Below are 14,274 nucleotides of genomic sequence, written 5' to 3'. Positions count from 1 at the left end.
GGGGCGCTCAGTCGATCGGCACGATACGCACGCGGCTGACGCCGGCGCGATCGGCGCTGCTCTTCAGGCTGGGGATCAGGTTGGGTTCCCAGGAAGCGTCGGTCAGGCCGGTGGGGTCCTCGCCGGTTTCCTGGGCGAGGTGCAGCAGAACCTGCAGCAGCGCCAGGAACTCGTTGGGCGCTTCATGCGCCTCATGGATCAGCCGTCTTGGCTGTTCGCGAAGTCGATAGTGGATGGCGTAGCGATGCGTGGCGTTCATGGTCGTACCTCCGCCTAGCCCAGCTATGACAACGTAAAAGAGCAAAGGTCCCCTGGAATCGTCAAGAAAGCGACGTATGGTCATTTTCTCGCCAGTCGTTCGTCGCGAGTGCGCTGCGTCGCTGCGACATTTCCCCGTCGTGTGCGCTCCAGCCGCTCAGGCCTAAGCTTGCCGGGTCATTTGCGCGAGACTGCTTCCATGCTCGAACGGATTCCGGATGAATCGAACCTGGCCGAACTGACCCTGCGCGGGCTCATCCTCGGCGCCCTGATCACCGTGGTGTTCACCGCCTCCAACGTCTACCTGGGGTTGAAGGTCGGGCTGACGTTCGCCTCTTCGATCCCCGCCGCGGTGATCTCCATGGCGGTGCTGCGTTACTTCCCCGGCTCTAACATCCTCGAGAACAACATGGTGCAGACCCAGGCTTCGGCCGCCGGCACCCTGTCCTCGATCATCTTCATCCTCCCGGGGCTGCTGATGATCGGCTACTGGGCCGGCTTCCCGTTCTGGCAAACCGCCGCGATCTGCGCCATCGGCGGCATCCTCGGGGTGCTCTACACCATCCCGCTGCGCCGGGTGATGGTGGTGCAGAGCAGCCTGCCGTATCCGGAAGGCGTGGCGGCGGCGGAGATTCTCCGCGTCGGCAGCCAGGAAGAGGAGCATCCGACGGCGGATGACGCCGGCAAGCCGGGCCTGCGCGACATCCTCGCCGGCGGCCTAGTCGCGGCGCTGTTCAGCCTGTTCAGCAGCGGCTTCAAGCTGCTCGCCGAGGGCTTCAGTTTCTGGCTGACGGCCGGGCAGGCGGCTTTCCGCCTGTCCACCGGTTTCTCGCTGGCGCTGGTCGGCGCCGGCTACCTGATGGGCATCACGGCTGGTATCGCCATCCTTATCGGCGTGCTGATTTCCTGGGGCGTGGCGGTGCCGCTGCTGACGGTGAACGCCACCCTGGCCGCGGGGCAGAGCTTGCCGGAGCTGGCCAGCAAGCTGTGGAGCAGCCAGGTGCGCTTCCTTGGCGCCGGCACCATCGGGGGGGCCGCGCTCTGGACCCTGGCAACCCTGTTCAAGCCCATGGTGCAGGGCGTCTGGGCGTCCCTCGGCGCGGTGACCGGGCGCGCCGAAAGCAGCGACCTGCGCACCGAGCGCGACATGCCGGCGGGCTGGATCCTGGCCATTGCCTTGTTCCTGTTGGTCGCGCTGTTCGTGGTCTTCGCCTACTTCCTCGGCCAGGCTGCGCCGGACCTGCGCGGCGCCGGCTTCTGGGGTCTGGTGGGCGTCTGTGTGGTGTTCGCCTTTTTCTTCGGCTTCCTGATCGCCGCGGCCTGCGGCTACATGGCTGGCCTGGTCGGCTCCTCCAGCAGCCCGATCTCCGGCATCGGCATCATCGCGGTGATCCTGGTGTCGCTGCTGATCCTTGGCGCCGGCTCGCTGGACGGCGATTTCCTCTCGCGTGACGGCGGGAAGCTGGCGATCGCCCTGGCGCTGTTCACCACTTCGGTGGTGCTGGCCATCGCCGCCATCTCCAACGACAACCTGCAGGACCTCAAGGCCGGCTACCTGGTCGGCGCCACGCCCTGGCGGCAGCAGGTGGCGTTGATCGTCGGCTGCCTGGTCGGCGCGCTGGTGATCCCGCCGGTGCTGGAGTTGTTGTTCAAGGCTTATGGCTTCACCGGTGCCCTGCCGCGTGAAGGCATGGACCCGGCGCAGGCCCTGGCGGCTCCGCAGGCGACCCTGATGACGGCGATCGCCAGCGGGATTTTCCACAACGCGCTGAACTGGAACATGATCCTGATCGGCGTGGCCCTGGGCATCGCGTTGATCCTCGTCGACGTGCTGCTGCGCCGGACTGGCAAGGCCAGCCTGCCAGTGCTCGCGGTGGGGCTGGGCATCTACTTGCCGCCCACTATCGGCATGACGCTGGTGGTCGGCGCGGTGCTCGCCTGGCTACTGGAAAGCGCGCTCAAGCGTCGCGCACAGGCGGCCGGAGTAGACGAGGAGAAGTTCGCCGATGTGTCGCGCCGGCGTGGCGTGCTGCTGGCGTCAGGGTTGATCGTCGGCGAGAGCCTGATGGGCATCCTGCTGGCTGCGCTGATCGGCACCAGTGGCAAGGACGCGCCTTTGGCGTTGGTCGGTGGGGGATTCGAGGAGACGGCGCAGTGGCTGGGACTGCTGGTGTTTCTGGTGATCTGTGCGCTGTTCTACCGAAAGGTGCTCGGCAAGCGCTAAGAGGGGAGCCTGCTCGGGCCCCCCCCCGGGGGGGGGGGGGGCGACGGCTTACTTGCGGCGGGCTTTCTTGACGCGGCGATCTGCATGACGATCCGGATCGGCCTGTTGCGGCACGTTCAGGAAGGCAGTAGCGGCGAAGAAGCTGGCAAGGGCGGCGAAGCTAGACACGATGATCTCCAAATGGCGTCGGGGAAATGGGTCCCGACTGCCTGGAAGCCATTTTCCCTGATGTTTATGACAAAAAGAAGCTAATGCTCTTGATGGTTAGTATTGAAGTGGTCGATGGGGCTGAATAATTCGAGTTTTGCCAGATAAATTCCTGAAATAGTTAGTTTGCTCAGGAATCTCTGCCGTCGGAATTGGGGCCCGCGAAGGCTTTCACTGCTACCGTTTGTCGCACTTTTTTCGCGGCGCGCGCTTTGTGTGTGGCGTGAGGTAACACTTTGAGGCTGCGTAGGATGGGTTGAGCGGGAGCGAAACCCATGCTGTTCATCCCGCAGCGCAGCAGCTCGGGCCACGACCGCATGTGCCCCGACAGGCGTTACCTATCTGTCCCGGCAGAACACAGGCTCAACCCATCCTACGAGCGTGCTTCCTTCTCTACCTCTGCGAGCAATGCGCGCACTTGCTCGACGGCGCCTGGCAGCCGCAGCAGGCGGCGCAGGTCGTCGAGCGATGCCAGCGGTGCGCCGTCGGAGAAGTTCAGGTGCTGCACACCGATACTCGTGCCGGGGCTGACCAGCAGGGCGAAGTGGATGACGTTCTCCAGCTCGCGGATGTTGCCAGGCCAGGGGTAGCTCTCCAGCGCCTGCTGGGCGGAGACGTCGATCTCCGGTACGTCCAGGTCCAGGCGCTGGGCGTGCACGCCGAGGAAGTACTGGGCCAACGGCAAGATGTCACCGGGGCGCTCGCGCAGTGGCGGCAGTTCGAGGTTGCCCCCTTCCAGGTACTGCTGCAGGCCTTCGAGGAACTTGCCGGCGGCCACCGCCTGGCCGAGGTCGATGCTGGTGGCGGCCACCAGGCGAACGTCCACCGGGATCGGCTCGCGGGCGCCGAAGCGCAGCACTTCGTGTTCCTGCAGCACGCGCAGCAGTTTTTCCTGCAGGGCCAGCTGCAGGTCGGCGATTTCGTCCAGATAAAGAGTGCCGCCCTGGGCCGAGCCGAACCAGCCGGCGCGGCTGCCCACCGGGCCGTTGTGGGCGCCCGGGGCGTAGCCGAACAGCTCGGCTTCGGCGAAGTTGCGGCTGAGCGCGCTGCAGCTGACCGCGACGAACAGCCCGGAGCGCTCGCTGGCGCGGTGGATGTGGCGCGCCAGCAGCTCCTTGCCGGTGCCTGTCTCGCCCCGGATCAGGACCGGCTGCACGCCCGGCGCCAGCTGCTCGACGGCATCGCGCACCGCGTGCGAACGCGGGTCGAAGAACACCAGCGCCTTGGCGCGGATGCTCAGCGGACTCTTGTCGGCGTCGGGGAAGGTGAGCAGCGGCTGGGGAGCCTTCATGGCGGATACCTCGTCGTCCGTCTCCGTCATGCGGAGGTCGAAAAAGAAACGCCGGTGAACTGTTCTCACCGGCGTGAAAGGCGACCTTATGGCCGCGCCCTGCGTGGGAGTCGGTCGGCGCGGCCAGGGCGGGCGGCGCGCCAGTATTGGGTCAGAAGGCCGGGACTACCGCGCCGTCGTATTTCTTCTCGATGAAGGTTTTGACTTCCGGACTGTTCAGGGCCGCGGCGAGCTTCTTCAGCGCGTCGCTGTCCTTGTTGTCCGGGCGCGCCACGAGGTAGTTCACGTAGGGCGAGTTGCGGTCCTCCAAGACCAGGGCGTCCTTCACCGGGTTGAGCTTGGCTTCCAGCGCGTAGTTGGTGTTGATCAGGTCCAGGTCGACCTGGTCCAGCACGCGCGGCAGCAGGGCCGATTCGAGCTCCTTGAACTTCAGGTGCTTGGGGTTCTCGGCGATGTCTTTCGGGGTGGCCAGGGCGTTGCTCGGGTCCTTCAGCTTGATCACGCCGGCCTTCTGCAGCAGGAGCAGGGCACGGCCGCTGTTGCTGCCCTCGTTGGGCAGGGCGACGGTGGCGCCGTCAGGCAGCTCGCTCAGCGACTTGTACTTCTTCGAGTAGCCGCCGAAGGGCTCGACGTGCACGCCGGTCACGGTGACCAGGTGGGTGCCCTTGCCCTTGTTGAAGTTGTCCAGGTACGGCTTGGTCTGGAAGTAGTTGGCGTCCAGGTGTTTCTCGGCGACCTGCACGTTGGGTTGTACGTAGTCGGTGAAGACCTTCACTTCGAGGTCCACACCCTCCTTGGCCAGGGTCGGTTTGATCAGCTCGAGGATCTCGGCGTGCGGGATCGGCGTGGCGGCCACGACCAGTTTCTCGTTGGCGAAAGCGGAGGCGCTGAAGGCGGCGGCGATGGCAGTCAGGAGCAGAAGCTTTTTCATCTTTCGAGGTCCTTGTGGGGCGGCATTCCGGGGAGCCTGGTGCGACTCGTGGTCGTCTATCGCTCCCGGCGGCAGTGTGGGGTTCCGGCTCTCATCGGGGCCGTTGGTGCACAAGCTAGCCGGACTTTTTATTCCATAAAAATATTATTTATTTATTCAAATATTCCTTTTGGAAATATGTGGGCTGAGACATCACGACGCGCGACAAGCTGCCGCGCGGCAACCAGCCACGGCGGCAGCACCCGGCGTGCGGCGTACCATTCCAGGCACTACATTGCCTTGTATCAATGCAATCGACGGGCATTGGTGCTTAGCGCAGAGCGGCCTCGAGGCCGCCTTCCCACAACAACAACCTTTCCGCGAAGAACCCGAGGGCCGGCACCGTTGCCGGCGAGCTGCCCGCTGCGTGCGACGACGGGCGTCAACCCGATGAGGTAACGTCATGTTGGGTCTAGAGGCGTTGGAACTGGCGCGTATCCAGTTCGCCTTTACCGTCTCCTTCCACATCATCTTCCCCGCCATCACCATCGGCCTGGCCAGTTACCTGGCCGTGCTCGAAGGCTTGTGGCTGAAGACCGGCGAAGAGGTCTACCGCGACCTCTATCACTTCTGGTCGAAGATATTCGCCGTCAATTTCGGCATGGGCGTGGTCTCCGGCCTGGTCATGGCCTACCAGTTCGGCACCAACTGGAGCCACTTCTCCGCCTATGCGGGGAGCGTCACCGGCCCGCTGCTGACCTACGAGGTGCTGACCGCCTTCTTCCTCGAGGCCGGCTTCCTCGGTGTCATGCTCTTCGGCTGGCACCGCGTGGGGCGCGGGCTGCACTTCTTCGCCACGGTGATGGTGGCGATCGGCACGCTGATCTCGACCTTCTGGATCCTCGCTTCCAACAGCTGGATGCAGACCCCGCAGGGCTTCGAGATCATCGACGGTCGGGTGATCCCCACCGACTGGTTCGCGGTGATCTTCAACCCGTCCTTCCCCTACCGCCTGATGCACATGGCGATCGCTTCCTTCCTCGCCACAGCCTTCTTCGTCGGCGCCTCGGCGGCCTGGCACCTGCTGCGCGGGCGCGATAACCCGGCGATCCGCAAGATGTTCTCGATGGCCATGTGGATGGCCCTGATCGTGGCGCCGATCCAGGCCATGGTCGGCGACGCCCACGGCCTCAACACCCTGGAGCACCAGCCGGCGAAGATCGCCGCCATCGAGGGCCACTGGGACAATAGCGAGGGCGGCCCGACGCCGCTGATTCTCTTCGGCCTGCCGGACATGCAGCGCGAGGAAACCCGTTTCAAGGTCGAGATCCCGGTGCTCGGCAGCCTGATCCTGCGGCATAGCCTGACCGAACCGATCCCCGCACTGAAGGACTTCCCGCGCGAGGACCGGCCCAACTCCACCATTGTCTTCTGGTCGTTCCGCATCATGGCCGGGCTGGGCATGCTGATGATCTTCATCGGCCTCTGGAGCCTCTGGCTGCGCTGGCGTGGCGGGCTGTTCCGGCAGCGCGCATTCCTGCGCCTGGCCCTCTGGATGGGGCCCTCGGGGCTGCTGGCGATCCTCGCTGGCTGGTTCACCACCGAGGTCGGTCGCCAGCCGTGGGTGGTCTATGGGCTGATGCGCACGAGCGATGCCGTGTCCAACCACAGCACCTTGCAGATGAGCATCACCCTGCTGATGTTCGTGGTCGTGTACTTCTCGCTGTTCGGCGTTGGCCTCGGCTACATGATGCGCCTGGTGCGCAAGGGCCCTGTCACCCACGAAGGCCGCGAAACCAGCGAGGGCGGTGCCGGTCGCCAGCGCACCCCGGCACGGCCGCTGTCGGCCACCGTCGAGGGTCTCGACGACGATGACAACGCACCGGAAGGGAGGAACTGAACATGGGCATCGACCTTCCGCTGATCTGGGCGATCATCATCGTCTTCGGCGTGATGATGTACGTCGTGATGGACGGCTTCGACCTGGGCATCGGCATGCTCTACCCGTTCTTCAAGGACGACGGCGACCGCGACGTGATGATGAACACCGTGGCGCCGGTCTGGGATGGCAACGAGACCTGGCTGGTGCTCGGCGGCGCGGCGCTGTTCGGCGCCTTCCCGCTGGCCTACTCGGTGGTGCTGGAGGCGCTCTACCTGCCGCTGGTGCTGATGCTGGTGGGGCTGATCTTCCGTGGCGTGGCCTTCGAGTTCCGCTTCAAGGCCAAGGCGCACAAGCGGCACATATGGGACAAGGCGTTCATCGGCGGTTCGCTGGCGGCGACCTTCTTCCAGGGCGTGGCGCTGGGCGCCTACATCGAGGGCATCCCGGTGGCCAACGGGCAGTTCGCCGGCGGCTCGCTCGACTGGCTGGCGCCATTCCCGCTGTTCTGCGGCCTGGGCCTGATCGTCGCCTACAGCCTGCTCGGCTGCACGTGGCTGATCATGAAGACCGAAGGCACTCTGCAGGAGCGCATGCACGACCTGGCGCGGCCGCTGGCGCTGGTGCTGCTGGCGGTGATCGGTATCGTCAGCCTGTGGACCCCGCTGGCGCACACGGAAATCGCCCAGCGCTGGTTCAGCCTGCCGAACCTGTTCCTGTTCGCCCCGGTGCCGTTGCTGGTGCTGGTGACCTTCTGGGCGTTGCTGCGCTCGGTCGCCAACTACGACCACGTGAAGCCGTTCGTGCTTACCCTGGTGCTGATCTTCCTGGGCTACAGCGGCCTGGGTATCAGCCTGTGGCCGAACATCATCCCGCCGTCGGTGAGCATCCAGGCCGCCTCGGCGCCGCCGCAGAGCCAGGGCTTCGCGCTGGTTGGCGCGCTGTTCATCCTGCCGTTCATCCTCGGCTACACCGCCTGGAGCTACTACGTGTTCCGCGGCAAGGTGAAGCACGGCGATGGCTACCACTGAGGGCACGGTCATGAAAGAGACGAACGCCGACAAGGCACCGCTGCGCAAGCGCCTCGGCTGGCTGGTGCTGATCTGGGTGGCCAGTGTGCTGGCCCTGGGCGTGGCGGCCTGGCTGCTGCGCCTGCTGATGAGCGCGGCAGGGCTGCAGACGCCGCACTGAGCTCCTATCCGGGCGCCCCGTGCGCCCGCTTCCAGGCCCCCGCATTTGCGGGGGCTTTTTTATGGGAAGGGGATAAAGACCTGTAGGAGCGGCCCATGGCCGCGATTCGCGCTCATGGCGCGCTCCTACCGGGTGCATCGGTGCAGGGATTTTCCCGGATGAGATCCGCCCCTACGGGGTGACGCCGGGCGACCCTGTCAATGCAACTTGTCGCGCTGGGCCAGCGACGGGAACAGCTTCATCCAGGCGCCGGTGACGATCAGCGTGCCGACGCCGCCGAGCACCACTGCCGGCACCGTGCCGAACCAGTGCGCGGTCAGGCCCGACTCGAACTCGCCGAGCTGGTTGCTGGCGCCGATGAACAGGCCGTTCACCGCGCTGACTCGGCCACGCATCTCGTCCGGGGTTTCCAGCTGCACGAAGGCGCCGCGGATCACCATGCTGACCATGTCCGCCGCGCCGAGCACCACCAGCACGCCGAGGGAGAACCAGAATGACGTCGACAGGCCGAAGGCGATGGTGGTGACGCCGAAGATGCCGACCGACAGGAACATGATGCGGCCGACGTTGCGCTCGATCGGGAAGCGCGCCAGCCAGAACGACATCAGCAACGCACCCACCGCCGGCGCCGAGCGCAGCAGGCCCAGGCCCCAGGGGCCGGTGAGCAGGATGTCCTTGGCGAACACCGGCAGCAGCGCGGTGGCGCCGCCGAGCAGCACGGCGAAGAGGTCGAGGGAGATGGCGCCGAAGATGTCGGGGCGGCTGCGGATGAAGCGGATGCCGGCGAGCAGCGATTCCAGCGTGGCCTTTCCCTGGGTCAGAGGCTGCTGCCGCGAGGGCAGGGTCAGTACCAGGCTGCAGGCAATGGCGTAGAGCACCGCCGTGGGTACGTAGACCCAGAAGGCGCCGAAGGCGTAGAGCAGGCCGCCAAGTGCCGGCGCGGCGATGGTCGCGGCTTGCATGGCCGAGGCAGAGGCCGCCACCGCGCGGGGGAAGAGGGCGGTGGGCACTATGTTCGGTAGCAAGGCCTGGGTAGTCGGCATCTCGAACGAGCGGGCGCTGCCGAGCAGGAAGGCGAGCACGAAGATCATCTCGCGGGTGACGTTGCCGCTGCTGGCGCCGAGTACCAGGGCAACGGCGATCAGGCACTGCGCGCTCTGGCAGAGCGCGGCGACCTTGCGTCGGTCGTAGCGGTCGGCGACGTGCCCGGTGTGCAGCATGAACAGCACCCGCGGGAGGAACTCCACCAGGCCGACGAAGCCAAGGTCGAGCACGTTGTGGGTCAGCTCGTACATGTGCCAGCCGATGGCCACGGTGAGCATCTGGAAGCCGCTGGCGGTGCACACGCGGGCGAGCCAGAAGGCGAGGAAGGGACGATGGCGGAGCAGGGAAGTGGCGTCGGCGGACATGGCTGTCAGGCTATTTGTTAGGACGCTAATGAAAGGCCGCCGAGCGTAGCACGTCCGAGGATTACTGTCGGGTATTTCCTACAGACGAACGGTCGGCTCCACGCAATCCGGTGCGCTGATCGCCCTGCTTAACTTTTGCCTGAAGCGCTTTGTTTGGGTAAAGTTGACAATTCGGTCAGGATTTTCCGTAGGACGCTTCCTTCGCAACCGCCGTTGCCCGGCGTCCCACGCCCCACCTCTGCCGCTTCCAGTACCCCATTACGACATGGGCGGGTTCGTTCACCGCCCAGAGGATGATCCATGTCCAACCGTGATATCTCCCGGCGCGCCTTCCTCCAGGGCGGATTGATCGCCGGCGTGAGCGTCACCCTGGCGCCGCTCGGCAGCCAGGCTTTCGCTGCCCTGATGGAAAAATCCGTCGCCGCGCCGCCCGAGCGCTGGCTGGCCAACGACGGCCGCGTGCGCATGCGCAACGATGCGCTGTCCAAGGTTTGCGGCGAGAAGGTCTTCGCCCGCGACATCCGCGCCAAGGACATGCCCGGCTGGCCGCAGCAGCAGGGCCACGCCATGCTGCTGAAGACCATCAAGGCCGACCGCGTCTACGAAGGCTACGACCTCTCCTGGCTGGGCGCCGAGCTGCAGCCGGACCGCATCGTCACCGCCGACGACCTGGTCAAGGACGGCATCGCCTTCCCCGAGGCCCACAAGCCGGACCCGCTGCTGCCGCCGGGCAAGGTGCCGATGTTCATCGGCCAGCCGGTGGCCATCCTGATCTGGCACGACTTCGAGCGCTTCCGCCAGGCCAAGCTCAAGCTCAAGTTCAACGACAAGGCGATCCGCTACGGCGCGCAGGCGCCGCTGTACGAAGGCGATCCCTACGGCAGCTTCCGCTTCGTGCGCGTGGGCGGTGCCACCTCGGCCGATCCGGACGAGTTCTCCAGCCTCAAGGATTCGATGCTCTTCCCGCTGATCCGCAACCGCAAACCGGTGTGGGACCAGCAGCCGCGCGAGCATGGCAACCTGTCCGAGCAGGGCATGTTCTACGCGCAGAAGATCCAGCAGCAGATCGACAGCCCGCCGGCCGACTGGCTGGTCTTCGACGAACGCTACAAGACGCCGTCCATCGAGCCGGCGGCCATGGAGCCGGACAACGGCAACGGCTGGTACGACCCGGCCAGCAAGACCCTGCACTTCGTGGTCGCCACCCAGTGCCCGTTCGAAGCGGCGTCCGAAACCGCGCAGATGATCGCGCCCTCGCGCTTCGGCCTGGCCAAGCTGAACATGCACCCCGGCTACACCGTCGGCTACGGCTCCAAGGACCACAACATCTTCGTCTTCTACGCGGCCCTGGCTGCGCTGTACGGCGAAGGCGTGCCGGTGCGCCTGGCCAATGACCGCTACGAGCAGTTCCAGAGCGGCATCAAGCGGCATGCTTTCGACATCCACTACCAACTGGCTGTGGATAAGAAGGACCTGAGCTTCAAGATCTTCCGCGCCGAGATGAGCCTCGACGGCGGCGGTCGCGCCAACTACAGCGCCTCGGTTGCGGCTGTGGGGGCCACGGCCGCGCAGTCGATCTACTACATGCCGCAGAGCGACCTGCAGGCCACCGCCTACCATTCGCGCGGCGTCGAGGCCGGCTCCATGCGCGGCTACGGCACCCTGCAGAGCATGGCCTCCACCGAGATGATGGTGGACGAGGTCGCCGACCGCCTGGGCGTCGATGCCATCGAACTGCGCCGCCGCAACGCCATGGTCTCGGGGATGAAGAACACCCAGGGCGCGGTGCCCGCCGGCGCGCTGCGCCTGCACGAGATCCTCGACAAGGCCTCCGCCCACGAAGTCTGGAAGAACCGCGCCGAGCGCAAGAAGAAGTTCGACGCGCAGGACCCGGACAACTGGTACGGCGTCGGCTTCGCCATCTGCCAGAAGGACTTCGGCACCGGTGCCGAGGCGCCCATGGCGAGCCTCGAATTCGACGCCGACGGCCACATCCGCATGCGCCACATCGGCATCGAGATCGGCACCGGCATGTCCACTTCCCAGGCGTTGGTGGTGGCCGACTTCCTCGGTCGCCCGGCCGACGAGGTGAAGACCGCCGAGACCGACTGGTCCGAGCTGCAGCTCGCCAGCGGCGAAGACCCGTACATCATGAGCCAGGCCACCCAGGACGAAAAACTGCGCAACCCGCGCTGGGTTGGCAAGTACGCGTCGGCATCCTCGGCGACCAACTCGGCCTACTACTTCAGCCACGCCAGCCGCGAGGCGGCGCGCGTGCTGTTCAACCACGGCCTGTGGCCGGCGGCGCTGGAAATCTGGGGCCGAGGCCCGTTCGGCGGCCAGGCCAACCCCTACGTGGTGCGCCGTGAGGACGCCCGCTGGGTAGACGGCAAGCTCACCGCCAACGGCCTGGAGCCGCTGCCTTTCGCCCTGCTGGCCAAGCACGCCCACGAGCGCGGCCTGGTCACCGGTGCGACCGTGCACGCCTTCAACCGCTGGAGCTGGGCGGATAGCGAGTTCACCGTGGACGGTGTCAGCGAGCGTCTGCCGCTGGACGGCCTGGCGGTGAAGTACGGTGACGGCGCACCGCAGGTGAAGAAGGCGCAGATGACCAGCGCCGGCTTCCACCTGCTCGACCGCAAGAACGTGAACTACCCGCCGGTGCAGCTGAACAACGCCATGGTCACCTACTACAGCCCGGTGGCCACGCTGGTGGAACTGAAGGTCAACAAGGGCTCCCACGAGGTGCAAGTTCTCAGCCACCACTCCTGGATCGAGTGCGGCCGGGTGCTGGTCCCGGAACTGGTGAAAGGCCAGATCGAGGGTGGCACGGCCATGGGCCTGGGCCACGCGCTGCTGGAGGAGATGCCGCTGCACGAGGGCGGCCCGGCCGAAGGCGACTGGAACTTCAACCGCTACCGCCTGCCGCGCGCCAAGGACGTCGCGGTGTGGACGCAGAGTTCGGAGATCCTCCCGCCGCTGTCGGACAGCGATCCGGCCAAGGGCATCGCCGAGGTGGTGATGATCCCCATCGCCGGTGCCATCGGCAACGCCGTCGCCCATGCCATCGGCAAGCGCGTCCGCGACCTGCCCGCCACCCCCGCCCGTATCAAGGAGGCCCTCAATGGCTAAGCTCCAGCTGACCCTCAACGGTCAAGCCGTCGGCCCGGTGGAGGTCCCCGCGGACCTGCCGATGATCGACTACCTGCACGAATACCAGAACCTCACCGGCTCGCGCCTGGGCTGCGGCCAGGGCATCTGCCACGCCTGCGTGGTGATCGTCGACAACCCCGACGGCACCAGCGAGGAAGTCCGCACCTGCATCACCGGCGCCAACTGGTTCGACGGCAAGAAGGTGCGCACCATCGAAGGCCACGCCAAGCGCGATGCCGATGGCAAGGTGAACGAGCTGAACCCGATCCAGCAGAAGTTCGTCGAGCGCTTCGCCTTCCAGTGCAGCTACTGCGCGCCGGGCTTCGTGAACGCCGCCACCGTGCTGGTGGAAAAGGCCCAGCGCAAGCCGCTGAAGAAGAGCGAGCTGGAGTCGGAGATCGAGGCTAGCCTCGGTCACCACATCTGCCGCTGCACCGGCTACGTGCGTTACTACGAAGCCACCCGCGAGGTCCTCGGCGACCTCGGCCTGGTCAAGGAGGGCTGAGCATGGCGCGACTGCTATCCGGCCTGCTGCTGGCCGCCGGCTTCGGCCTGGCCGCCAGTGCCCAGGCGGCCGATGCCGAACTGGTCAAGCGCGGCGAATACCTGGCGCGTGCCGCCGACTGCATGGCCTGCCACACCGCCGAGGGCGGCGCGCCCTACGCGGGCGGCCTGCCGATCGCCTCGCCGTTCGGCACCATCTACGGCAGCAACATCACCCCGGACAAGGACCACGGCATCGGCGCCTACAGCGCCGACGAGTTCTTCGCGGCCCTCACCCAGGGCAAGCGCAAGGACGGCGCCAACCTCTATCCGGCGATGCCCTACACCTCGTACCACCTCATCAAGCGCGAGGATGCCGATGCCATCTACGCCTACCTGATGAGCGTCGAGCCGGTGCACCGCCCGGCGCCGCAGACCGCGCTGAGCTTCCCGTTCAACGTGCGCGTCGGCCTCGCCGGCTGGAACATGCTCTACGGCAAGGGTGTGCAACTGCCCAGCGCCGAAGGCAAGAGCGAGACCTGGCAGCGCGGCCAGTACCTGGTGGAAGTGCTCGGCCACTGCGGCGAGTGCCACACGCCGCGCAACGCCATCGGTGCGCTGCAGCAGGACAAGCGCCTGTCCGGCGGTCTGCTCAATGGCTACCTGGCGCCCAGCCTGCTGCCCGAGGACCTCGCCGCGCGGGGCTGGAACCAGGCGGACCTCGCGGCCTTCCTGGAACACGGCATGAGCGGCCAGGGCAGCATGTTCAACGAGATGTTCCCGGTGCATCACCACAGCACCCAGCACCTGGAGAGCCAGGACCTCGCGGCCATGGCCACCTACCTGCTGGGAGATACCCCGCCGACGGCCAAGGCGGTGCAGCACGTGCCTTATCCACAGCTGTCCGAGAGCTCCAAGCGCGGCCGCCAGCAGTACCTCAACGTCTGCGCCGGTTGCCACGGCATGGAAGGCGAGGGCAAGCCGCACATCGCCGTGGCCATGCAGGGCAACACCACCCTGCGCCTGAGCGACACGCGCAACCTGCTGCGGGTGGTGGTCGACGGCATCGGCGAACAACAGTTCGGCGGTTTCGAACGCATGCAGCCGATGCCCGGCTTCGCCGAGAAACTGGATGACGCGCAACTGACCGATCTGCTCAACTACCTGCGTCAATCCTGGGGCGGCCTGCCTGGCGATCTCGACGTCCAGGCGGTGTCGCAGCTGAAGTCCGATGGCGTGCCGGCCCATGCCGGCAAGGCGATGTAAGAC

At 66.2% G+C, this 14,274-nt stretch carries 11 protein-coding genes; 7 read left to right on the top strand and 4 right to left on the bottom strand.

Translation table 11 applies throughout. The features are described from left to right. Positions 1 to 7: 7 nt before the first annotated feature. Positions 8 to 259 (bottom strand): hypothetical protein, encoded by a 252-nt coding sequence (locus PKB_RS25155; protein WP_043255528.1) that lies wholly within the window; start codon positions 257 to 259, stop codon positions 8 to 10. Positions 260 to 457: 198 nt separating this feature from the next. Between PKB_RS25155 and PKB_RS25150 the strand changes: the two genes are divergently transcribed. After that, a complete protein-coding gene (locus tag PKB_RS25150) occupies positions 458 to 2,482 on the top strand; it encodes an OPT family oligopeptide transporter (RefSeq protein ID WP_043255527.1) in 2,025 nt (674 codons plus the stop codon). Positions 2,483 to 3,062: 580 nt separating this feature from the next. Here the strand turns inward: PKB_RS25150 and PKB_RS25145 are convergent. Next, entirely contained in the window at positions 3,063 to 3,980 is a 918-nt protein-coding gene (locus tag PKB_RS25145) for a sigma 54-interacting transcriptional regulator (protein WP_043255525.1), read from the bottom strand. A 151-nt stretch (positions 3,981 to 4,131) separates the two neighbouring features. After that, entirely contained in the window at positions 4,132 to 4,911 is a 780-nt protein-coding gene (locus PKB_RS25140; protein ID WP_043255522.1) for a MetQ/NlpA family ABC transporter substrate-binding protein, read from the bottom strand. A gap of 442 nt (positions 4,912 to 5,353) precedes the next feature. Between PKB_RS25140 and PKB_RS25135 the strand changes: the two genes are divergently transcribed. Genes PKB_RS25135 through PKB_RS25125 form a run of 3 tightly spaced genes read left to right on the top strand, consistent with a single transcriptional unit; the run spans position 5,354 to position 7,960 of the window. Next, complete coding sequence (locus PKB_RS25135) at positions 5,354 to 6,790, top strand: cytochrome ubiquinol oxidase subunit I (RefSeq protein WP_043255520.1); 1,437 nt, start codon at positions 5,354 to 5,356, stop codon at positions 6,788 to 6,790. Between the two features lie 2 nt (positions 6,791 to 6,792). After that, positions 6,793 to 7,800 (top strand): cytochrome d ubiquinol oxidase subunit II, encoded by a 1,008-nt coding sequence (gene cydB / locus PKB_RS25130; protein WP_043255519.1) that lies wholly within the window; start codon positions 6,793 to 6,795, stop codon positions 7,798 to 7,800. Between the two features lie 10 nt (positions 7,801 to 7,810). Further along, positions 7,811 to 7,960, top strand: a complete 150-nt coding sequence (locus tag PKB_RS25125; RefSeq protein WP_043255517.1) for a DUF2474 domain-containing protein — start codon at positions 7,811 to 7,813, stop codon at positions 7,958 to 7,960. 197 nt (positions 7,961 to 8,157) lie between these two features. Here PKB_RS25125 and PKB_RS25120 read toward each other — a convergent pair whose 3' ends face one another. Continuing rightward, a complete protein-coding gene (locus tag PKB_RS25120; RefSeq protein ID WP_043255515.1) occupies positions 8,158 to 9,369 on the bottom strand; it encodes an MFS transporter in 1,212 nt (403 codons plus the stop codon). Between the two features lie 300 nt (positions 9,370 to 9,669). Between PKB_RS25120 and PKB_RS25115 the strand changes: the two genes are divergently transcribed. The 3 genes from PKB_RS25115 to PKB_RS25105 are packed head-to-tail and all read left to right on the top strand — an operon-like array spanning position 9,670 to position 14,271. Further along, positions 9,670 to 12,501: a xanthine dehydrogenase family protein molybdopterin-binding subunit gene (locus PKB_RS25115; RefSeq protein ID WP_043255513.1), complete on the top strand. Its 2,832-nt coding sequence runs from the start codon at positions 9,670 to 9,672 to the stop codon at positions 12,499 to 12,501. Next, positions 12,494 to 13,027: a (2Fe-2S)-binding protein gene (locus PKB_RS25110; RefSeq protein WP_043255510.1), complete on the top strand. Its 534-nt coding sequence runs from the start codon at positions 12,494 to 12,496 to the stop codon at positions 13,025 to 13,027. Before PKB_RS25115 ends, PKB_RS25110 begins: the two co-directional genes overlap by 8 nt. Before the next feature lie 2 nt (positions 13,028 to 13,029). After that, positions 13,030 to 14,271 carry a cytochrome c gene (locus PKB_RS25105; RefSeq protein WP_043255508.1) on the top strand — a complete coding sequence of 414 codons (1,242 nt, stop codon included), beginning with the start codon at positions 13,030 to 13,032 and terminating at the stop codon, positions 14,269 to 14,271. The last annotated feature ends 3 nt before the right edge of the window (positions 14,272 to 14,274 follow it).

This window comes from Pseudomonas knackmussii B13 (assembly GCF_000689415.1).
Classification (GTDB): Bacteria; Pseudomonadota; Gammaproteobacteria; order Pseudomonadales; family Pseudomonadaceae; genus Pseudomonas; species Pseudomonas knackmussii.
Note: the sequence above shows the minus strand (reverse complement) of the source record. Positions and strands in the feature narration are given on the sequence as shown.

What these genes read in the sequence shown, in the direction of transcription:
- PKB_RS25155 (WP_043255528.1), bottom strand. Translation starts at nt 259, where the DNA reads ATGAACGCCACGCATCGCTACGCCATCCACTATCGACTTCGCGAACAG.
- PKB_RS25150 (WP_043255527.1), top strand. Translation starts at nt 458, where the DNA reads ATGCTCGAACGGATTCCGGATGAATCGAACCTGGCCGAACTGACCCTG.
- PKB_RS25145 (WP_043255525.1), bottom strand. Translation starts at nt 3,980, where the DNA reads ATGAAGGCTCCCCAGCCGCTGCTCACCTTCCCCGACGCCGACAAGAGT.
- PKB_RS25140 (WP_043255522.1), bottom strand. Translation starts at nt 4,911, where the DNA reads ATGAAAAAGCTTCTGCTCCTGACTGCCATCGCCGCCGCCTTCAGCGCC.
- PKB_RS25135 (WP_043255520.1), top strand. Translation starts at nt 5,354, where the DNA reads ATGTTGGGTCTAGAGGCGTTGGAACTGGCGCGTATCCAGTTCGCCTTT.
- cydB (WP_043255519.1), top strand. Translation starts at nt 6,793, where the DNA reads ATGGGCATCGACCTTCCGCTGATCTGGGCGATCATCATCGTCTTCGGC.
- PKB_RS25125 (WP_043255517.1), top strand. Translation starts at nt 7,811, where the DNA reads ATGAAAGAGACGAACGCCGACAAGGCACCGCTGCGCAAGCGCCTCGGC.
- PKB_RS25120 (WP_043255515.1), bottom strand. Translation starts at nt 9,369, where the DNA reads ATGTCCGCCGACGCCACTTCCCTGCTCCGCCATCGTCCCTTCCTCGCC.
- PKB_RS25115 (WP_043255513.1), top strand. Translation starts at nt 9,670, where the DNA reads ATGTCCAACCGTGATATCTCCCGGCGCGCCTTCCTCCAGGGCGGATTG.
- PKB_RS25110 (WP_043255510.1), top strand. Translation starts at nt 12,494, where the DNA reads ATGGCTAAGCTCCAGCTGACCCTCAACGGTCAAGCCGTCGGCCCGGTG.
- PKB_RS25105 (WP_043255508.1), top strand. Translation starts at nt 13,030, where the DNA reads ATGGCGCGACTGCTATCCGGCCTGCTGCTGGCCGCCGGCTTCGGCCTG.